The following is a 21,190-nucleotide window of genomic DNA, read 5'->3' as shown; positions in this document are numbered from 1 at the left end:
ACAGTCAGCAAGATCCTTGGAGTCGGTCCTGTGACAGGACACTCGACCGGGTGGCTCCCCGCACTCCCGTTCGCCCCCTGCGGCGGTGTGCCGCCCCCGGGAGGCGGCGCTCACCAGTCGATGTCGTCCGGCGGCTCCTCGATGTCGTCCGGCGGCTCCGGCGGCGCCTGGTCGGATCCGGAACCGGCGCCGGCGGCGTCGCCGCCGTCCGTCGTGCCCCGCCCCGCCAGGACCTCCAGAATCGGCTGCCCGTATTTGGCGAGCTTGTTCTCGCCGACGCCGTTGATGCCGCCCAGTCCGTCGAGCGAGGCCGGGCGCAGCACGGCGATCTCCCGCAGGGTGGCGTCGTGGAAGATCACATACGCGGGCACGCCCTGCTCCTTGGCCGTACGCCCCCGCCAGTCGCGCAGCGCCTCGAAGACCGGCAGCGCCTCCTCGGGCAGGTCCACCGGTGCCCGCTTGGCCTTGGCCCGGGCCGCCCGCGCGGCCTTCTCCGGCTCGCGCCGCATCGGCACCTGCCGGTCGCCGCGCAGCACCCCGCCGCTGGCCTCGGTGAGCACCAGCGTGCCGTAGTCACCCTCGACGGCGAGCAGCCCCTGCGCCAGCAACTGCCGTACCACGCCGCGCCATTCGGCCTCCCGGAGGTCGGCGCCGATCCCGAAGACGCTCAGCGCGTCGTGGTCGAACTGGATGACCTTCGCGGTCTTCTTGCCCAGCAGGATGTCGATGATCTGCCCCGCGCCGAACTTCTGGCCCCGCTCGCGCTGCAGCCGCACGACCGTCGACAGCAGCTTCTGCGCGGGGACCGTGGCGTCCCAGGTCTGTGGGGGCGCCAGGCAGGTGTCGCAGTTGCCGCAGGCGCCGCTCTCCTGGCCGAAGTAGGCCAGCAGCCGGACCCGGCGGCACTCGACCGTCTCGCACAGCGCCAGCATCGCGTCGAGGTGGGCCGACAGCCGCCGCCGGTGTGCGTCATCGCCCTCGGACCCGTCGATCAGCTTGCGCTGCTGCACCACGTCCTGCAGGCCGTACGCCAGCCAGGCCGTCGACGGCTGGCCGTCCCGGCCGGCGCGCCCGGTCTCCTGGTAGTAGCCCTCCACCGACTTGGGCAGGTCCAGATGCGCCACGAACCGGACGTCCGGCTTGTCGATGCCCATGCCGAACGCGATGGTGGCGACCACCACCAGCCCGTCCTCGCGCAGGAAGCGGGCCTGATGCTCGGCGCGCGTACGGGGATCCAGGCCCGCGTGGTACGGCACCGCCGCGATGCCGTTCTCCACCAGGAACTGTGCGGTCTTCTCCACCGAGGCCCGCGACAGGCAGTAGATGATGCCGGCGTCGCCGGCGTGCTCCTCCCGCAGCAGCTCCAGCAGCTGCCGCTTGGGCTCGTTCTTCGCCGCGATCCGGTACTGGATGTTCGGCCGGTCGAAGCTGGCGACGAAGTGCCGGGCCTCCGCCATCCGCAGCCGGGTGGTGATCTCGGTGTGGGTGGCCTCGGTGGCGGTGGCGGTCAGTGCGATCCGCGGCACCTCGGGCCACCGCTCGTGCAGCATCGACAGCGCCAGGTAGTCGGGCCGGAAGTCGTGGCCCCACTGGGCCACACAGTGCGCCTCGTCGATCGCGAACAGGGAGATCTTGCCCCGGTCCAGCAGGCTCAGCGTCTGCTCCACCCGCAGCCGCTCCGGCGCCAGGTACAGCAGGTCCAGCTCGCCCGCCAGGAACTCCGCCTCGACCAGCCGCCGCTCCTCGATGTCCTGCGTCGAATTGAGGAATCCGGCCCGCACCCCCAGCGCCCGCAGGGCGTCGACCTGGTCCTGCATCAAGGCGATCAGCGGGGAGACCACCACCCCCACACCGCCTCTGACCAGCGCGGGAATCTGGTAGCACAGGGATTTGCCGCCGCCGGTCGGCATCAGCACCACGGCGTCCCCGCCGCCTATGACGTGCTCGATGATCTCCTGCTGACTGCCGCGGAAGGCCTCGTATCCGAACACCCGGCGCAGCACCTGCACCGCCTCGCCCGCCTCGGGGCCGCCTTCCACGTTCATGTCCTCGACCACTTCCACGTCTGCCTGAGCCATTCCTGAAGCCTACGAGTTCCGCGGCACCGGCCGCCGGGGCCTGTGGACAACGGTGGTGAGACGGCCGGAACGCGCGCTGGGCCGAATGGGTGTCCTCGTGTCAAGGCGGTTGTCCACAGGTAACCCGTCTGGGTTACTTGAGGAGCCTCGTCGGTGGGCCGTCCATCCCCCTCGGGCTTTGGTAGTCGGCCCGCCCGCCCGCCTGGAGTGCGTGGGGCGAAGAGCACGGCCGGCAGCGCGGCGGCCCCCTGTGCACCCGCCAGGTGTGACCGGGCCGTGGGTGCGCCCCGGTGCCGTTCTCCCGTACGGCCGACTGCTGCCAGCGCCCGGCTTCCCGTGTCCGTACCGCGTCCGTCGCGGTCCGTCACCGGTGGATCCGGGCTACCGCAGACAGCAGGAGGACTTGCATGTCCACAACACCCCAACCGATCGCTCTCGGCCAGCAGGCGCAGCTCCAGCCCGGCGTCGGGCCGGTGCTGCTCGCCACGGTGCCGAACTCCGGGCCCACCACGGGCGGCAACACGGTGACGCTCGTCGGGCTGGGCCTGGCCGGCACCACCACGGTGCTGTTCGGGGGCACCCCGGCCACCATCGTCGGCCAGGACCCGGTCGGGCTGACCGTACTGGTGCTCGCCCCGGCCCACGCCGCGGGAGCCGTACAGGTCACCGCGACCAACGCGGCGGGCACCTCGAACCCGGTGACGTACGTCTATGTGACGCCGCCCCCGACGGTCACCGTCCCGGTGACGCCGGCCTCCGCCGCGGTCGGTGCGGCCTTCTCGATCGCCGGTACCAACCTGACCGGGGCGACCGTGCTGTTCGGCGGCACTCCGGCCACCGGGGTCACCGTCAACGTCGGCGGCACGGCCCTCACCGGGATCGTCCCGCCGGGCACCGTCGGCTCCACTGTCACGGTGACCGTCCAGACCCCGAGCGGCACTGCGAACGCCGGAACCTTCACCTACCTGTGAGGTGAGCGGGCGCTCTCCCGGACGACGGCCCGGGCCCGGGACGCCGGGCCCCGACGGCGGCGGGATGTCCCGCCGGACGGACCCGGCCGACCGGCCCGGCGCCGCCCGCCGGGGGAGCGCAGTACGACCGCGGTCCGGCCCCCGTCCGCTTCACGGGCGGGGACCGGACCCCGGCCGTGGAACCCGGCCGGCCGCCGGCGCGGCGGCGGAGCCCGGGGGCAGATAGCGCCGTACGGCCTCCGGCGAGGGGCGTTCGGCGACCTCACACAGCACGGACAGCCCGAGCCCGGCGTCCGCCATCCAGGTCAGCCCGGTGTAGCGCAGGTCGTGCCGGAGCAGGTACGCATGGCCGAGGCCGACCACGACCTCGTCCCAGTCGGTCGCCTCGCGCAGCACCGCGGTGGAGAACCGGCGCCGGGACGGCCCGGTGAACAGCCGCTCCTGCGGGGCGTGCCGCGCCGCTTCCAGCCGCCCGGCCACCAGCATCCGCGCCGCGGGCCGCAGCGGGACCGCGCGCAGGCTCCTGCCCCGGCAAACGTAGTCCGCCAGGCCGCCCGGCTCGGACACCGTGCGGTGGCGCACCTGCCACGTCCAGGTGGCCGGGTCGATGTCCTGGGCGCGCAGGCCGGACACCTCGCCGAAGCGGGTGCCCGTCCACGCCGCGAAGCGCACGATGTCCCCCCAGCCCTCGTGCCCGTCGAAGGAGTGCTCGACGAGCGTGGCCGCCAGGCGGTCGAGCGCCTCGGGACCGGGCAGGGCCAGCGACCGCGGCGAGCTGCGCTCGAGCTGCGCCCGCTGGAACTCCTGCTGCCAGCCCGCCACCCGTGCCGGGTTGGCGTCCAGCACGCCGTCGCGCACGGCCTGTTCGAGGACGCGCACCAGGACGGCGAGGCTGTTCTTCACCGTTGACAGGCCGCACTCGTCGGCGATCCAGCAGTGCAGCGCGCGGTTGACGGTCCGTCGGTTCATCTTCCGTACGAGGATGTGCCCGATGCTGGGCAGGACGCGGAGCCGCCAGCCGGCCTGGTAGGGCGACATGGTCAGGGGCTCCAGCCCGTGTATCGCGGCTGACCACCGCCACTCCCCGTACTCGGCGAGGGACATCGTGTGGGTGTCGACCGCCGAGGAAGACCGGCACACGGAATCAAACGTCATTCTCGAATAACCCTTGTCTGCGGGGAGTTATTATTGTCCGGTGGCGGTGGCGATGGCGCGATTCACTCGTGCGCGCGAAACCGGTCGGGTGTCGGCGGTCACTTCAATAGGGCATGCTATGCGGCGTAGTTGGCCGGAGTGCCGTGGACGGCCGGTCAAACACTGTCTACTCGCGTCTCTCCAGCCCCAGTTGTGGCATCCGTAGAGGAATGTCGAGCGATGGGCTCGCGGTGCAACACGGCGCCATTTCGCGGCGTGCTGGGAGAAGTGGGCGAGCCGGCGCTTCAGTGGTCATGAGCGAATTAAAAGCATCGACCAATGCCACAGCGCAAGTTGGTACGAGTTTCCGGATTTCGCGCTGCTCCGAACGGGTGGCCTTATCGGTTGACTGTTGTAGCTCGTCTATGTCGCATGGATTACTGGTCGCATCCAACCGGTGGGCCGCCCACCCTCTCCGGGGAGCGGCATCTGGCCTACTCGTTGGCCCGGCCCCGTGCCTGGTTGCGGTCAGACCGTGATGCCGTATGGGCGTCCCCGGTGGAGGGCTTTGGATCCGTCAGCCGGTGCCGGATTTCTTCGGCACCGGCTGATCGGCCCCCGCCGTTCGATCGAGGGGGCGTCATGCGAACGACATCCGCCAGCCGCTGGGACAGTGGCCCACGTGCCCAGGTCCCCGCCCGCAGTGCCGCCCCGTACGGCACCCGGCCCGGCACGCCGGTGCCAGCCGGCCCCGGACCCCGCCGCGGCTGACCACCAACGTCGCGGCCGTCGCCCCCGGCGTCCGTGACCCGCGATGACCGCCCCGTCCGGCGTGCTCCCCCCGCAGCGCCCCCGCTCTTCACCCGCTGCCGAGCACGGCCCCCACGTTGGCGCCGCGCCTGCCGGACACGGCACCCCCACCCCCTCACCCCCCCTCGCAGGCCCCTCACGGCTGCCGCTCCGCGGTGACCTCCTCGCAGGTTCCCCCGCCGCACATCCGAATCCGGATCAGCCGGAAAACCGGCTGCGATCAGAAACCCCGTGACTCAACACCGGAGTGCAGCATGGCGCGAAGAAGCATCGTGATTCTCGTCGACGAACCGGACGGAAAGGCTCTCCCGCAGAACTCCCGGGAGGACGTCCGAGACCCGGTCCGACTCGTGCGCGGCAATGGCTACGAGCGTTTCGAATTCTACGGCGAATACGCCGAGTTGGACGGCGAGCAGGTCCCCGTCTATCGCTGGCATTACCGCACCTCCATCGCCGAGTAGGCGCCGTGCGGTCCCGAGAAGAGAACAGTTCGCAGAGGAGCTGGAACATGATGATCCTCGTGATGGACGGAGTCCTGTCGTGAACCGAGAAGCCGATAATCCCGAAGAGTTCGAATCCGGCCGGGACGCCGTCGTGACCGGCGTCGGATTCTGTCTGCCCGGCCAGGAGAAGCCGGTCTTCACCGCCGAGGAAGCGTGGGACGTCGCCGCCAACGGACGGTCCTGCCTTCGGTACGACGAGGTCTATTACGGCTCCGTCGGCCTGACCCAGGAGATGTTCGACGAGCGCTTCCCGGACCTCCCCCCGTTCTTCTCGCGGCATTACACCACGGCCCACAGATACGGCCTGGTGTCGCTCTCCGAGGCCTGTGCGGACGCCGGGCTGAACTACCGGGACGGGGCGCTCGGCGAAGCGGCGATCCTGGTGGGCCGCGGCGGTGTGGACGCCAGCATCGACAGCTACCTCTCGGTGCTCCGGGCCGACCCCGACACCACCACCGCCCCCGAGGCGATGGAGCTGTTCGTCGCCGCCCAGCAGGCCGTGACACCCTCCGACGTCGCCCTGGTGCAGGGCGCGCTGACCCGCTCCAACGGCCCCTGCTACACCGTCTCGTGCGGCTGTGCCTCGTCCGCCGTGCAGATCGGCACCGCCCGACGGATGATCGCCCAGGGCGAGGTGGACATCGCCGTCGTCACCGGCGTCGACGTCTTCAACGTCCAGCTCATCCAGAACATCCAACGGCTGCTGCACGGCGCCCAGCAGACCTACGACGCGCTGCGCACCCCCGACATGCCGGAGCTGGTGCCGTCCTTCCTGTCCCTGATGCGGCCCTACGACCGGCGGGCCGACTGCATCAACCACGGCGAGGGCTCGGCCACCGTGATCATCGAGAGCCGGGAGCACGCCGTCCGCCGCGGCGCGCACCTCTACGGCCAGGTGCTCTCCACCGCCATGACCCGGGACGGGCTGGCCAACCCCCTCGCGTGCGAGGACACCGGCAGCGAACTGGTCTCCGCGGTCCGGCGCTGCCTCGGCGACCGCTGGGACCTGGCCGACGTGCCCTATGTGCACGGCGGCAGCGACGGCAACCTCGTCGTCACCACCTTCGAGTCCAACGCCATCCGGGAGCTCTACGGCCCCGACCGGCGGCCGCTGATGACGTCCCAGGAGGGCTGCTTCGGCCACAACGGCGCCCCGGCCGGCTGTGTGGGCGTCGCGCTGACGCTGATGATGCTGGAGCGGGGGGAGGTCTGCCCCACGGCCAACTGCGAGGACCCCGCCGACGGGCTGTCCTTCGACCCCGTCCCCGGCGTGCGCACCCGCCCGCTCGACTTCGACTACGCGCTGACCTTCAACTACCAGGTCGGCGGAGTGAAGAACGCCATCCTCCTCGGCAGCACGCACGCCGTGTGACCCGGCCGGACCACGCCTACGTACGGAGACCCGATGAGCAACCACTCACTCGATCCGGCCGCCGCGCCGCACCCCGACCCCCGCACCTGCGAGCCCGTCGCCGTGATCGGCATGGGGTGCCGGCTGCCCGGAGACACCCATTCCCCCGCCGCCCTGTGGCGGCTGCTGGCCGAGGCCCGGGACGCGGTCGGCGACCTGCCCGAAGAGCGCCGGCGCCTCATCCCCGGGGGCTCCCCGGGCCGCGGCGACCCCGCGGCGACGGCCCCCCGCCAGGGCGGCTACCTGCGCGAGGTGGCCGGCTTCGACGCCGCCTTCTTCGGCGTCGCCGGCCGCGAGGCCGACGTCCTGGACCCCCAGCACCGGCTCCTGATGGAGGTCACCTGGGAGGCCCTGGAGCACGCCGGCCTCCCGCCGGAGCGGATGCACGACACCCCCACCGCCGTCTTCACCGGGATCAGCTACGGCGACTACATGGACCACCTGGCCGGTGCGCCCCAGGAGTTGGAGGGGTCGATCCTGACCAACGGCCACTGCGTGGCGGCCGGCCGGATCTCCTACCTACTGGGGCTGCACGGGCCGTGCGTGGCACTGGACACCGCCTGCTCCTCCTCGCTGGTGGCCGTGCACATGGCGGCCCAGGCGCTGAAGGCCGGGGAGTGCGAGGTGGCGCTGGCCGGCGGGGTCACCCTGACCTTCCACCCGCGGATCACCCGCTCCTTCGCCCGGATGGGCATGCTCTCCTCCAGCGGGCGCTGCCGGAGCTTCGACGCCGGCGCCGACGGGTTCGTACGGGGCGAGGGCTGCGGCGTCGTGGTCCTCAAGCGCCTGGACGACGCGCTGCGGGAGGGCGACCGGGTCCTGGCGGTGCTGCGCGGCTCGGCGACGAACCAGGACGGTTCCTCCGACGGGCTGGCCGCGCCCTCGGCGGACGCCCAACGGGCCCTGTACCGCGAGGCGCTGGCCCGCTCGGGGGTCGACCCCCGGGACGTCGGCATGATCGAGACCCATGGCACCGGCACACCGGTCGGCGACCCGATCGAGTTCGCCGGCCTCGCCGACGTCTACGGTGACGGACCGGGCCACTGCGCGCTGACATCGGTGAAGACGAACCTGGGGCACCTGGAGCCGGCCGCCGGGATCACCGGAATGATCAAGACCGTGCTGTGCCTGCAGCGCGGTGCGATCCCGGCGAACCTGCACTTCCAGCGCTGGAACCCGGCCATCAGGGCGGAGGACACCCGCTTCTTCGTTCCCACCGAGCTGACCTCGTGGCCGCTGGCCACCCCGGCCCGGCTGGCCGCGGTGTCCTCCTTCGGCTTCTCCGGGACCAACGTCCACGTCGTGCTGGAGCAGGCCCCGCAGGCACCGGCCCCCCGCCGCGCCGAGCGCGCGGGGGTCGGTGCCGCCCCCGACGTCTTCCTGGTGGGGGCCGGCTCCCCGGACGTGCTGCCCGCCGCGGCCGGCCAGCTCGCGGACTGGGTGGACCGCGGCGAGGGCGCCAACGTCCCGCTGCGGGACCTCGCTCACACCCTGGCCCTGCGGCGCTGCGCCGGCCGCGGCCGGCTGGGGCTGGTGGCCTCCGGGCGCCGCGAACTCATCGGCGCGCTACGGGCGTTCGCCGAGGGGCAGCAGCACCCGGCGGTGGCGGTCGGCGCGGTCGGCGCGGCGGTGCAGCGCCAGCCGGTGTGGGTCTTCTCCGGCCACGGCTCCCAGTGGCCGGGGATGGGCCGCGGCCTGCTGCGCACCGAACCGGCCTTCCTCGACGCGCTGACCGAGGCCGACGAACTCATCCGGGCGCAGAGCGAGGTGGCGGTGCTGGACCTGCTGCGCGGTGGCAGACCCGTCCAGGGCTGCGGCACCGTGCAGCCGGTGCTGTTCGCGCTGCAGATCGCGCTGGCCGCCACCTGGCGCTCGTACGGGATCGAACCCGCCGCGGTGATCGGGCACTCCATGGGCGAGGTCGCGGCGGCGGTGGTCGCCGGCGCGCTGTCCCTGGCCGACGGCGTCAAGGTGATCTGCCGCCGCTCCGGCCTGCTCAGCGACATCGCCGGCACCGGCAGCATGCTGAGCGTGGGGATGAGCGCCGCCGCGGTGCGCGAGGAGCTTGCCGACAGCGCGGTCGACACCGTGTCGGTCGCCGTGCTGTCCTCGCCCGACTCGACGGTGGTGGCCGGGCGGACCGCTGAGGTGAGCCGGCTGGCGGCCGCCTGGGAGGCCCGTAACATCCCGGTCTTCCCGATCGCGGTGGACGTCGCCTCGCACTGCCCGCTGGTCGACCCGGTCCTGCCGGCGCTGCGCCGGGCGCTGGCCGACCTCACCCCCCGGCCGACCAAGGTGCCGTTCCACTCGACCGTCGTGGACGCCGGCAGCACACCGGCCTTCGACGCCGACTACTGGTGCGACAACCTCCGCCGGCCGGTCCGGTTCGCCGAGGCGGTGGCCGCCGCGGCGGCCGACCGGCACCAGGTCTACCTGGAGATCTCCCCGCACCCGGTCGTCACCCACTCCGTGGAGCGGAGCCTGGACGGCCTGGTCGGCGCCCCCGTCGTGCTGCCCACCCTGCGCCGCGACGACGACGAACCGGCCGCGCTGCGCAGCCGGCTCGCCGCGCTGCACTGCGCCGGCGTGCCGGTGGACTGGGGCCGGCTCTACGACGGCGGCGCCCTGGTCGACGCCCCCACCCTCACCTTCGACCGCCGCCACCACTGGGCGGACGCCACCCGGCCCACGGAGGAGGCCGCCGTCGCCGCGGCCCCGCTGCCCGGCCGGCACACCGAGGTGCCCGGTGACCCCGTCCGGCACTGCTGGCGAGCCGACGCCGGCACCGGCGCGCTGCCCTGGCTCGACGACCACCGCGTGCACGGCAACCCGGTCCTGCCCGGGGCCGCGCACTGCGCCCTCGCCCTCGCCGCCGCCTGCGAGGTCTTCGGCGCGCAACCGGACGAAGTGGAGGTCACCGACGTCCACTTCGAGCAGCTGCTGCGGCTGGCGGCGCACACCGAGATCAGCACCGTCGTCACCATGACCGCCCCGGACCGGGCGCACTGCGAGATCCTGGCGCGGGACGCCGACGGCGCCTGGGAGCGGCAGTCCGACGCGGTGCTGCACCGGCTGAGCGTACGGCCCGAGGTCCGGGCGCGGTCCGTCGACGCACTGCGGGTGCGCCACCCCCTGCCGCTGGAGCCGGACGCGCTCTACCGGAGCCTGCGCAAGCGGGGCCTGGAGCACGGCCCGGCCTTCACCGGCGTCTTCGAGCTGCGCTCGGTTCGCCACCACGACAGCTACTTCGCCGCGGTGAAGCTGCCGCCGAAGGCCACCGACCCCGCACCGGGCCTGCCGGTCCACCCCGTGCTCCTCGACCTGTGCGCCCAGTTGGCGGTGGCGCCGCTGATGCACGAGGACGACCAGGCCCTGGTGCTGCCGGTGGGCATGCAGGCGGTGCGGGTCCTGGGTGACCCGGCGCGCGCCGCGTACTGCCACGCGCACATCAGCGAGAATGCGCCGGACACCGTGGTGGCGAACGTCCGCCTCCTGGACGCCGACGGCGCGGCGGTGCTCGCGGTCAACGGCGTGCGCTTCGCGCGCCGGGCCGTGCGCGGTGCGCCGGCGGCCGACGACTGGCTGTTGGAGGTCGGCTGGCAGCGTGCGCCCCGCGCGACCCCGGACGGCGGGCACGCCCCCGGCAGCTGGCTGGTCCTGGGCGAGGCGGACGGCTCGGCCCGGGTGCTGGCGTCCGCGCTGCGCAGCCGCTGCGCCCGTACCAGCGTCTGGGACGTGCCGCTGGACGAGACCACCCTGGACACCTTCCGCGAGGCCCTCACCGAGCGGCTGGCCGCCGGTCTGGAACCGCCCCGCGGGGTGGTGCTGGTCTGCGGCCGGACCAGCGACGGGGAGCCGGCCGAGCAGTCGCTGCGGCGCACCCGCCGGTTCCTCGGCGTCGTCCAGGCGCTCACCGACGCCCCGGCCTCACCCCGGCTGTACGTCGTCACCCGGGGAGCGCGCGCGGTGGAGCCGGACGACGCCGTCGACCTCGGCCAGAGCGCCCTGCGCGGGGTGCTGCGGGTCGGCGCCCTGGAACACCCCGAACTGCGCCCGGCGCTGATCGACGCCGATCCCCGGGACGCCGACCCGGCCGAGGTGGCGCTGGAGCTGCTGGCCGACGCCGACGACGACGAGGTGGCGCTGCGCTCCGGCGGCCGGTGGGTGGCCCGGCTCCAGCCCGCCCCCACCGCCGCACAGGACCGCCCCGCCACCCCCTGCACCGTCCGGCACGGCGTGGACGGGTTCCGGCTGCGCGCCGGTCGGCTGGGCGACCTGTCCAGCCTGGAGTACGCCGTCACTGGGCGGCGCCCCCCGCGGTCGGGCGAGGTGGAGGTGCGGATCACCGCCGCCGGATTGAACTTCCGCGACGTGCTGACCGCCATGGGCCTGCTCCCGGGCGACGAGGACGTCCGCTACCGGATCGGCTTCGAATGCTCCGGCGTGGTCAGCGCGGTGGGCGCCGGAGTGGACCGGCTGCAGGTCGGCGACGAGGTGATCGCCATCGACCTGCGCGGCGGGGCGTTCGGCTCGTTCCTGACCGTCCCCGCCGAGACGGTCGCCCCGGTCCCCTACGGCGTCGACCCGGTCGCCGCGGCCGGGCTGCCGATCGCCTTCGTCACGGCCTGGTACGCCCTGCGGCACGTCGCCCGGCTCACCGCCGGCGAACGGGTGCTGATCCACTCGGCGACCGGCGGCACCGGCCTGGCGGCAATCGCGGTGGCCCGGTCCCTGGGCGCCGAGGTGCTGGCCACGGCCGGCAGCGAGGACAAGCGCCGCTACCTGCGGGGCATGGGCATCCGGCACGTCATGGACTCCCGCTCGCTGGACTTCGGCGAACGCATCCGCGAGGTGACCGGCGACGGCGTCGACGTGGTGCTCAACTCGCTGTCCGGGGCGGCCATCCGCACCGGTCTGGAGACGCTGCGCCCGTTCGGCCGCTTCGTGGAGCTCGGGGTGCGCGACATCCTCTCCGACGCCCCGCTGGGCATGCTGCCGCTGCGGCACAACGTCACCCTGCGCACCGTCGACCTGATCGAGCTGCGCCGGCAGCGTCCCGGGGCGTTCACCGCGGTGTGGCAGGAGGTGCTGGACGAGTTCGAGGAGGGCCGGCTCAAGCCGCTGCACTGCACCGAGTACCCGCTGGCGGAGGCCACCACGGCGTTCCGCACGATGGCCGCCGCCGACCACGTCGGCAAGCTCGTCCTGACCGTGCCGGGCAGCGGGGACGCCGCCGCGGTGCTGCCCGAGATGGACCTGCCGGTACGGGAGGGCGGCGCCTACGTCATCACCGGCGGGCTGCGCGGCCTGGGACTGGCCACCGCGCAGTGGCTCGCCCGGCACGGCGCAGGCCACCTGGTCCTCAACGGCCGCTCCACGCCCACCCCGGAGGCCGCGCGGCAGATCGCGGCGCTGTGCGACGACACCACCAAGGTGTCGGTGGTCCTCGGCGACATCGCCGAACCGGGCACCGCGGAACGGCTGGTGGCCACCGCTGCGACCGACGGCTTCCGGCTGCACGGCGTGGTGCACTGCGCCATGGTCCTGGACGACGCGGTCCTGGCCAACGTCACCGAGGACCAGCTGGACCGGGTCTGGCCGCCGAAGACCGTCGGCGCCTGGCACCTGCACCAGGCCACCGACGGGCATCCGCTGGACTGGTTCACGGTGTTCTCCTCGATGGCCTCCCTGCTCGGCAACCCCGGCCAGGGCGCCTACGCCGCGGCGAACTCCTGGCTCGACGGCTTCGCGGCCTGGCGCTCCGCCCAGGGCCTGCCCACCCTCGCGGTCAACTGGGGCCCCTGGGGCGAGATCGGTGTCGCCACCGACTTCAGCCGCCGCGGCTACCGCACCATCCCCACCGACCAGGGCATGGCCGCGCTGTACAGCCTGCTGTCCCACCGGCGGGTGCAGACCGGCGTGCTGCCCGGGCCCGCGGAGACCTGGCTGCCGTCGGCGGGCCGGCACCTGCCCTTCTTCAGCGCGGTCTCGGACCAGGCGCCCGCGCAGCCGCCCGCCGTCGCCGACGACACCGACGACCTGCGCAGCCGGCTCGGTGCGCTGCCCGCCGGCCTGGCCCGGCGGGCGGCCCTGGAAGAGCACCTCGCGGACCACGTCCGCGCCGTGCTCCGCCTGGGCAACGGCGCCCTCGATCCGCAGACCCCGCTGAAGTCCCTGGGATTCGACTCCCTGTTGGCGATGGAGCTGCGGGCGCGCATAGAGCGCACCCTCTCGGTCGCCCTCACCCGGGACTTCGTCTGGCAGCACCCGACGCTGGCGGCGCTCACCGAGGGGGTCGCGAAGCGGCTGGGGCTGGACCTGACCGCCACGTAGACCGGACGGCTACGCGCATCACCCCACGTTCGGCGGACACCCCACCCGGTGTGTCCGCCGAACACAGCGCTGTTCAGGGGCCATTATTCAATTCCCCCGTAATGAACTCGGCATTGTCCTCGCGCATACGCAACCGTTTTCTTGCGCTGATAGTATTTCACTTCCCAGTATTCTGCACCGCTCCTATTGCTTCGTATTGCGCCTTCCGGGGCGCGCTCCGTACTGCTTGAATGAATGTGGGAAAGCGAGATGAGGATTCCCGGAACGCATCCGTTCCCGGGAAATTCATAGGCAACATCCGGGGGGCCGCGAGGCACCTATGAAAGGGGGTAGCCGTGTTACCCACGATGCACGGTGTCGACGTCATACTGACGGCCCGGCACATCGACACCTGGCCCGAGCCGAAGAGCGCGCTGGTTCCGGCCGACGGCTGGCGTTCGGCGGGGCAACTGACCGTGAGCCTGCCCCCGCTGGAGCGGGCGGTGCCGGTCACCCGCGCCCTGGCCCGCACCTGGCTCGACGGGCAGCGCATCCACGGCGACGACACCCGCTACCTCGTCCTGCTCGTACTGTCCGAGCTCGTCACCAACGCGATCCAGCACTCCGCCAGCATGCGCATCACCTGCCGGCTGCGGCGGTCGGAGGACCTGCTGCACATCGAGGTGCACGACCACGGCGGGACCCCCTGGGTGCCGCGGATGCGCCGTACCGGCCCCGGACAGGAGCACGGCCGCGGGCTGGAGCTGGTCGCCAAGTCCTGTGCGCAGTGGGGACGTCGGACCGACACGGGCGACGGCTGCACCGTCTGGGCCGCCGTGCCGCTGCCGGCCGCGGAGGTCCTCGCCGAGCGCCCCACGCCGCCGTGACGCACCGCCGATGAACCACGCCGGCACCCCGGCTCCGCGCACCGCCCGGAGCCGCACCGACAGCCGACGGCCAGGCAGCACCGGCTCCGCGCCACCTCCCCCGCGGAACGGGACGAGCCACCTGGCCGTCGGCGCTTCGCCGTCACCGGCTGGACGCGCGCTGCAGCGGCACCCGTACGTCGCTCTCCTGCACCAGGGCGTCGAACTCGCTGGCCGGCTTGGTGTCCTGGTAGGGCCGCAGGTCGGCCCGGAAGGTCTCCAGGTACCGCTCGCAGAGCGCCGACCGGAGCCGGACGAGCAGCGCCACCGCCTGCTCCGCCGCCCGGCAGGCCTCCTCGACGTCCCCGGCCTGCACCAGCGCGGAGGCCAGCAGCAGCAGATCGATCGTCCGGCGGCGCACCCGGTTCCGCGGATGCCGGGCCAGCGCCTCGGTGGCCCGGCGGGCCGCCTGCCGCGGCTGCTGCAGGTCGCGGTAGCAGTGCGCCAACTCGTCGGCCAGGTAGGCCCGGTCAAAGTGGGCGATCCACTCGGGGGTGTCGGCCGGAGCGGCGTGCGTCAGCGCCTCCATGGCCTTGTCCCCGAGCATCCCGCACATCCGCGAGTCCCCCAGCAGGGCGTAGCCCCGGGCCTCGGCCACGTAGAACAGCGCCTGGGCGGCCAGCGGCGCCTGCCCCCGGGTCCCTTCCTGGGCGGCCCGTGCCAACTGCACCGCCTCCCTGGCGCACCCGGAGTCGACGGCGAGATGGCTCAGCCCGGCCGCGAGGACGTAGCCCCCGTAGCAGCGGTCGTCGGCCGCCTGCGCGAGCCGCAACGCCTGGATGTAGTACCGCTGCGCCAGCCCCGGCTGGCCGGTGTCCAAAGCGGTGTACCCAGCGAACTCGGTCAGCCGCGCCGCCGCCGCGAACAGCTGGCGCCCGGTGGTCTCGCCGTAGCTCCCGGTCATCAGCCCCGACAGCACGCTGTTCAGGCAGGACACCACCACCGGCCGCACATAGCCGCCACCGATCCGGTGGTCCAGCTCCACCAGGGCGTCCGTGGTCGCCCGCACCAGCTCCACCTCGGCCGTCCCCGCCCGCGGACCCACCTGCCGGGTCCGCGCCACCTCCGGGTCGACGGAGCTGATCAGCCAGTCCCGGCTGGGTTCGACCAGCGCCGAGGCGCCCATGGTCGTACCGGTCAGCGCCTCCCTCGACTCGACGTCCATGTGCCACAGTTCGCACACCTGGGCCAGCGCGTCCTCCACGTCCGCCGCGAAGTGCAGCCCGACCCCGCACGTCACGCTGTTGCCGTTGGCCATGCCGATCTCTTCGGTCGAAACCGTCCGACCGAGTTTGCTGCTCAGTGCTTCGGCGATAATGGCAGGGACGCGTCCGCGCGGCCGTTGCCCTCGCAGCCACCTGCTCACGGACGTCTTGTCGTACCGCAGATCCAGACCCTGTTCCTGTCCGAGGACGTTGACCTGGCGGGCCAACCCCGAGTTGGACACCGCGGCCTCCTGGATAAGTGAACGCAGCTGCTGGTTGATCTGTCGCGCGACGAGTGGTCGGGCGGCCATGGTGCGCCTCCAAGCACATGCCGCCAACGCTTCACGTTGGCATATCCAGTGATACCGGAACTGGACAGGTCATTACCCAACAAGCGGGAGCGAATCGCCATGACCGAAGTCAAGTCGCCGCCATGGCATCGCGCACCGTGGCGAAGGCGCACACGGAGTCGTCAGGCGACGCTCGGTTGCGTCCACTCCACAACGCGCGCCCACCGCATACTCGCGCGCCGTTCCGTACACACCCCACGCAACACCCCACGTCAGACCGCCTACACACGCCACGCCACCGCACTCCACCCCGCCGCCCCCGCCCGCTCCACAAAACGCACGCCTGCCCCCAGAACGGCCGTACGCCAACGCACCCGTCCACAAAGACCAAACCCTCAACTACTGCACCCCGCACGGACTCCGGCTCCCGGGCCCGTGTAGCCCAGACCCCCGCTCCACTGGGCGCCCGGCCCCTGTGGTGGCGTGCTCCTCGCCCGGCACACATTCCTTGCCCCTTTCGCCTGTGCGACGAATGGCGAATGCCACTCTCCGGGAAGTGGTGATTCCCGGAGAGCGTTTTCCGCAAGGGTCGATTCCCCGAAGGCGCCAGCGCTTCTCACTTCCGCGACGCTTACCCCGAAAATTCGCTCAATGGACAGCCCAACCAGCCTGAACCACAACACGGTTGCCCAAGGCGCATCGCTGCATGATGTTTTACGGTCGTCAAGAGGAACGGGTGGGTAAGCGCCCCGAAAGTCAGCGGGTCAGTGTTCCCGCTCGGCCGGCGTAGCGGCGCTCAGGGCCGCGGCCCAGGTCGTGAGCAGCCGCTCGTACTCGTCCTGCTCCTCGGCCCACAGCGGCCGACCGGCGCGTTGGACCATGAACGCACGTATGCGCTCGTTGGCCTCGGCGGCGTCTGGGACGCATGTGGTCGCCATGGCGCGCATCGTACGCCCAGCCACCCACCATCGCAGGCGAATTGCCTGGCTCGACCTTCTCGCAGGATCCGAGCCGTGGCAGGAACCGCCCGTACGGATCCGACCGGACCGAGACCACATGCCCGGCATCGTCCCCGGAGGCATGCTGGTGGCTATGAGATGGCCTCCGTTATGGGTGGATGTCGGCCTTGCGGCCCTCCTGCTTCCGATGTCAGCGGCACTCGTTGTCTGGCTCGGAGCGCGTATGTACCTCTCGGGTGACGACTTCGGCTCTCCCGGCCTACGGACCGCTCGTGCGGCGCGCCGCGGAGCGTGGATCAGCGGTTGCACGGCGGTAGTGGCGGGCGGCGGGCTGATGTGGCTGCGGCTGTGGATCGCCGGGTCCCTTCACCTGATTCTTCTCGGCGGAGCGGCCGCCCTGTTCACCGTGGTGGCCGTCGAGCACGGTCGAGTCCGGAGCGGCGGGGAGAGCGGATGATGTCGCCGGCAACGCCAGCTTCGGGAGGTGATGTTGTCCGGCGGCGAGGTCGATGCGTGGGACTACAACGGTCTGGGGAGCTCGAGGACAGGTGGACGCCAACCGTGCGATGCCGGGCAGGTGCACGACCTGATGAATGCTGTGGCTATCGCCGGCGGCGGTCTGCACAAATCTTGCCCTCCTCGGTCGCACCTTCGCGGCCCGGGGGCGAACGACTACGGCCAGCTCGGCGACGGCACCCACACCAACCGCAGCGCTCCGGTGTACGCCGTCCTGCAGCACGGTCCTCCCAGAGAATGATCGCCGCCCCGTCCTGGGGCCACCACAGCTACGCCCTCTGACCGGCGTACACACCCGCGCGCGAAGGTTCGGTCACCCGTGAGTGAGGCCTTGCTGCCGTGGCGTTCGCGCCCCACCTTCCCTCAGGGAAGTCAGTCGTTCCTCCAGGCAGGCAGTACTTGGCTTCCCTCTGGCTACCCTCGTGACTCCACGTACTTGTCGATCTCCGCCTGGGCGGCCGCGACGTTCTCCTGCTCGAAGGCCAGCCGGCCGGCCGGTGCTGCCAATTCCACCCGCAGCAAGCGGGGGTCATCGTCTGCCGCAGCCAACGCACAGTCGATTCGCGGTGCCGCCGACTGCGCGCTTGCATGACTGCCATCGGTCCTGCCCTGCGCCGCTACCAACGTAAGGTCCAGATCGATGGCCCCGAAGCCCGCAGCCTGCAAACGGGAACGCATTTCCTCAACAGCACGCAGTGTTGCCTCCTCCAATGAGGCATCCTGTAGCGAGAGTTCGACATCAATCGGTTCGCTGGCGAACCTGGATTCCCTGCGCGCATGCAGCCGGAGCGTGTCCGTTTTCAGTACAGAGTGGCGATCCAGGATGAAGGCCAGGGCCGTGGCAGTCTTCACCGCGTCGGTAAGGACACTTTCCCCTGCCATGTTCTGGAGGTGCCATTCCCGCTTCTCGCCCGCCACCCGTTCGGGCCGCTTGCCTTGAAGCAGGGCGGTGACTCCCTCCTTGGGCGAAGCGCCGAGGAGCCACGAGCCGCTGTGATCGATGGAGAACAGACGAGCCCGCTCGTCGATCGCGAGCAGGGCAGCAGAGTCGGTGCGGCCGAAGGGGAACAGCTTGACTCCCAGGCCCTCACTCAATGCGGCCAGGGAGTTGTGGGTGTACCGGCCGAGGCGGGGGTCTACCGTGCACCCTGTGGCGGCCACCTGAAGCCCAGGAAAGGTGGGTCGGAAGGTCAACCCGTAGAACTCCCGAATGCTTTGTTCTGCGGCTGGGAAGACCGCCCATCGTCCAGGGCCCGACTGCGCGACTGTGCTTACGGTCTCCAGTATCGCGAGCATCGCGTCGTTGCCGGCATCCCGCCCGGGGTGCCATCCTGCCGAGTGGAGTTCTTGCCCCTCGTCATTCACGGCCCATGATCCTCACGCCGAGTTCGTCAAGCAGCGCGGTGCAAGACCGGCAGGGCAGCGTTGGCTTGCCATGTTCCGGGTCACCCTGCTCACGAATAAGTCGCGACAGAATCACGGCACCCGAGAAGTGTGGTGCCGCGGCTTTCAGTGTGGTAGGGCTCTCGTCCGCCTGCTGCTCGTCCAAATGCCACAACTGGTCCGAGACGAGTGCCGATTCGGCGCAGTAGCCCGCAAATGGTTCCCTCAACTGTACGGGCAGGAAGCGGAAGAAGTGGTCGACTGCCGGATGAAGGTTGGGTTTCCCCTCGCCCGTGAGGTTGGTCTGGCTGAGCACCATATCGTTGATGAGCAGCGATGATGCGACACCTGGGGCCACGCTATACAAAGAAATCCTCCGCATCCTGCAGACGGCTTCCTTCCAGGCGCTTGGCGAATGCCTCGATCGGTCGCTCGGCCACGAAGTAAGAACCCGTCTCGTGCAGGTAAAATAGTCGCTCGGTGTCATCCATCAGCAGGATGCCGAACTCTCGCGTTTCGTATGCCACGGGGAAAATCGGCCTACCGAGACTTTGGCTGAGCTCGACTATGTCTTCGGCGTCGTCGTCGTACCCGAATGTCGGCGTCACCACCATCTTGATGCTCGGGCTCCGCGGGTAGGGGAGTTCAAGATTTCCGTACTCGTGCACGAAAGCCGTTGCGCACGGCAGTGGAACAATGTCTTCGCCTTGGTTGGCGAAGTCTCGTACCCTGGCCGAAACGAGCCGGTCGGCCTCCTCGCCGATGTCCCGACCGGGGAACCAGCCGTGCTCCGCCAGCCAAGATCTGACTTCTTCTTCACCGATCACGGTTTCTGCCAATCCTCAGCGCCTAACTAGCTTCTATGCGGGATGATACCGAGCCTCGGTAGCATCCGCTTGCAGGAGTCACAGGGCTCCTTGTAATCCCCGTGTGCCTCGATTATCTCGCCACCCCTCTTCCTGTCCCCGATGTTGTTGCAGTGCGTGACTCCCCCCGCCAACTCGTTTTTCAGGGCTTGCTGACTGGTCAAACGCGTACCATCAGGATCCAAGTCCTTCAACCTGTCTGATATCAGGGCCACCTCGGCGCACTTTCCGTGCCCCGCACTGATGTTGCCCTCTTGTTCAATGTCATCCAGCATCTTCTTGAGTTCGGGATGAACATCGATGGCTACATTGCCTCCCGATTTGGTGGAGCTGGTGTGTCCGGTGATCACGCCGTTGTGAAGAAAGCTTCCGGAGCATCCATTCTTGATGCGATATGCGCCCGGTGTTTCAACGCCCGACTTCCCCGGCGCGGCTGTGTGGGCCTTGTTCGCCAAGCGCCGCGACTCTTCCTCTAGCAGCCTGAGCCTCTGGTCGTGGCTCAGGCCACTCACGTCCAGGGCGCGACCATGGTAGTTCTTCATCCCCCATGCACTCTGTCCGTGCCAGGGAGGGTTGATGGGTTGCCCCTGCGGGCCATCGCCCCCACCCGGGGGTCGGTTGCCGGGGCTTCCCGGTCCCTTTCCGCCGCCCGGTCCACCGTGACCGCCTGTGGCCCCACCCGCTCCGGGAGCCTTCGGGTCCTTCGCGTCTCCCTTTCCGAGGCTCTTGAAGTGGTCGGCGAGTCCCTTGTCGTTGTCGTGGTGGTTCTTGGCCATCTGTTTGATGCCGCGGGTCATGTTGTCGTCGAGGTGCTTGGCGGTCTTCTTGACGCCGTCCTCAATGCCGTCGACGACCTTGTCCAGCATCACGTTTGCCGCATCGGCGATGGCATCCTTGCCCCGGGTACGCCCGTGATGGCTTTTGGCCCGCCCGATCTTGCCGCCGGCCTTGTTGCGGAATGTGCTGCCCGCGCTCTCCAGGCTCGTCACCACGCGGTCGTGCTCGTCGGCGTCGAAACTGAACCCCCCATTGCCTCCGGCGCCACCACCACTTCCTCCGCCACTGCTGCCGTTGGCGCTGAGGAGTTCCATGGGTTTGTCCGCTGCTGGCTTCGAAGCTCCCTTGGCATCCTGCACGCCCTGGGTAAAGCCCGCCTTGCCTGCCTTGCCGGTCTGGCTCAGGTCCACGCCGTTCTTGACGCCAAGGGCGTTGGCGCCGAGCTGGACGACCAGGTCGCCGACCATCGCTCCCAAAGCCTCCTCGACCGGAGTGAGGGCGATGCTGACGACCTGCTCGGCAACCTGCTGGCAGACCTCCTTGAACAGCCGCTTGAGGATCACGCGGGTCGCCTGCGTCGCGCCCAGCGCGCCCAGTTCGGAGAGCCCGAGGGTGAAGGGTGCTGCGGCCTGGGCGGCGATGACCTCCGCAGCCAGGATGCCCAGCTGGACCAGCGCGCCGATCTTCGCGCCCTCGATGAGGGTTGCGACGCCGTCCATGGCGGTGGCCGCCATGCGACCGCAGTCGGCAAGGCCCGTGAGGTGCTTGCCGTTGACCTTTCCCCAGTGCGCGTTGAGTGCCTCCGCAGCGAGAGAGCCGCCTGCCGAGTTCACCAGGTTCTGGATGGCGTTGTGTGCTTCGTTGGCGCCTTCACCGATGTCGTCGGCGAACTCTCGCATGGCGTGGGCCATTTCGCGATAGTCATCTTCATCGACATTCGGCCACGAGACGCCGATCAGGTCAAGCAGTTCGTCCGCCCACCCCGGCAGTACAACGCCCACGTGAAACCCATCCCCCGTAAACCGTAAGTCAGATGATCACACGCTCTC

General features: G+C 70.8%; 13 protein-coding genes. 5 read left to right on the top strand and 8 right to left on the bottom strand.

Features of this window, described 5'->3' with window-relative positions; genetic code table 11:
* Window positions 1-110 precede the first annotated feature (110 nt).
* Complete coding sequence (gene recQ / locus AB0G84_RS10230) at window positions 111-2,045, bottom strand: DNA helicase RecQ (protein ID WP_361318571.1); 1,935 nt, start codon at window positions 2,043-2,045, stop codon at window positions 111-113.
* A 440-nt stretch (window positions 2,046-2,485) separates the two neighbouring features.
* Between recQ and AB0G84_RS10225 the strand changes: the two genes are divergently transcribed.
* A complete protein-coding gene (locus tag AB0G84_RS10225; RefSeq protein ID WP_361318155.1) occupies window positions 2,486-3,049 on the top strand; it encodes an IPT/TIG domain-containing protein in 564 nt (187 codons plus the stop codon).
* Window positions 3,050-3,199: 150 nt separating this feature from the next.
* Here AB0G84_RS10225 and AB0G84_RS10220 read toward each other — a convergent pair whose 3' ends face one another.
* The gene (locus tag AB0G84_RS10220) at window positions 3,200-4,204 is read right to left on the bottom strand and encodes a tyrosine-type recombinase/integrase (RefSeq protein WP_361318153.1); all 1,005 of its coding nucleotides are present in this window, start codon (window positions 4,202-4,204) and stop codon (window positions 3,200-3,202) included.
* Between the two features lie 1,043 nt (window positions 4,205-5,247).
* Between AB0G84_RS10220 and AB0G84_RS10215 the strand changes: the two genes are divergently transcribed.
* From AB0G84_RS10215 to AB0G84_RS10200, 4 genes are all read left to right on the top strand, one after another.
* Complete coding sequence (locus AB0G84_RS10215; protein ID WP_361318151.1) at window positions 5,248-5,454, top strand: DUF5988 family protein; 207 nt, start codon at window positions 5,248-5,250, stop codon at window positions 5,452-5,454.
* A 79-nt stretch (window positions 5,455-5,533) separates the two neighbouring features.
* Window positions 5,534-6,868: a beta-ketoacyl synthase N-terminal-like domain-containing protein gene (locus AB0G84_RS10210; protein ID WP_361318149.1), complete on the top strand. Its 1,335-nt coding sequence runs from the start codon at window positions 5,534-5,536 to the stop codon at window positions 6,866-6,868.
* A 33-nt stretch (window positions 6,869-6,901) separates the two neighbouring features.
* Window positions 6,902-13,240, top strand: coding sequence for a type I polyketide synthase (locus AB0G84_RS10205; RefSeq protein ID WP_361318147.1), 6,339 nt, complete (start codon window positions 6,902-6,904; stop codon window positions 13,238-13,240).
* Between the two features lie 335 nt (window positions 13,241-13,575).
* Window positions 13,576-14,106, top strand: a complete 531-nt coding sequence (locus AB0G84_RS10200; RefSeq protein WP_361318145.1) for an ATP-binding protein — start codon at window positions 13,576-13,578, stop codon at window positions 14,104-14,106.
* A gap of 142 nt (window positions 14,107-14,248) precedes the next feature.
* On the opposite strand, the gene AB0G84_RS10195 is transcribed toward AB0G84_RS10200, so the two are convergent.
* The 6 genes from AB0G84_RS10195 to AB0G84_RS10170 form a co-directional block, all read right to left on the bottom strand.
* The gene (locus AB0G84_RS10195) at window positions 14,249-15,661 is read right to left on the bottom strand and encodes a transcriptional regulator (RefSeq protein ID WP_361318143.1); all 1,413 of its coding nucleotides are present in this window, start codon (window positions 15,659-15,661) and stop codon (window positions 14,249-14,251) included.
* A gap of 743 nt (window positions 15,662-16,404) precedes the next feature.
* Window positions 16,405-16,578: a hypothetical protein gene (locus tag AB0G84_RS10190; RefSeq protein ID WP_361318141.1), complete on the bottom strand. Its 174-nt coding sequence runs from the start codon at window positions 16,576-16,578 to the stop codon at window positions 16,405-16,407.
* A gap of 951 nt (window positions 16,579-17,529) precedes the next feature.
* On the bottom strand, window positions 17,530-18,480 hold the full coding sequence (locus AB0G84_RS10185) for an SUKH-3 domain-containing protein (RefSeq protein WP_361318139.1): 951 nt from the start codon (window positions 18,478-18,480) through the stop codon (window positions 17,530-17,532).
* The gene (locus AB0G84_RS10180; protein WP_361318137.1) at window positions 18,473-18,856 is read right to left on the bottom strand and encodes a YwqJ-related putative deaminase; all 384 of its coding nucleotides are present in this window, start codon (window positions 18,854-18,856) and stop codon (window positions 18,473-18,475) included. The genes AB0G84_RS10185 and AB0G84_RS10180 overlap by 8 nt, the downstream gene beginning before the upstream one ends.
* 1 nt (window position 18,857) lies before the next feature.
* Complete coding sequence (locus AB0G84_RS10175; protein ID WP_361318135.1) at window positions 18,858-19,325, bottom strand: SUKH-3 domain-containing protein; 468 nt, start codon at window positions 19,323-19,325, stop codon at window positions 18,858-18,860.
* Between the two features lie 26 nt (window positions 19,326-19,351).
* A complete protein-coding gene (locus AB0G84_RS10170; RefSeq protein WP_361318133.1) occupies window positions 19,352-21,142 on the bottom strand; it encodes a YwqJ-related putative deaminase in 1,791 nt (596 codons plus the stop codon).
* Window positions 21,143-21,190: the final 48 nt, after the last annotated feature.

It is taken from the genome of Streptomyces sp. NPDC020742, assembly GCF_040641675.1.
In the GTDB taxonomy this organism is placed as follows: Bacteria; Actinomycetota; Actinomycetes; order Streptomycetales; family Streptomycetaceae; genus Streptomyces.
This window is presented reverse-complemented; position numbering and strand designations above follow the sequence as displayed.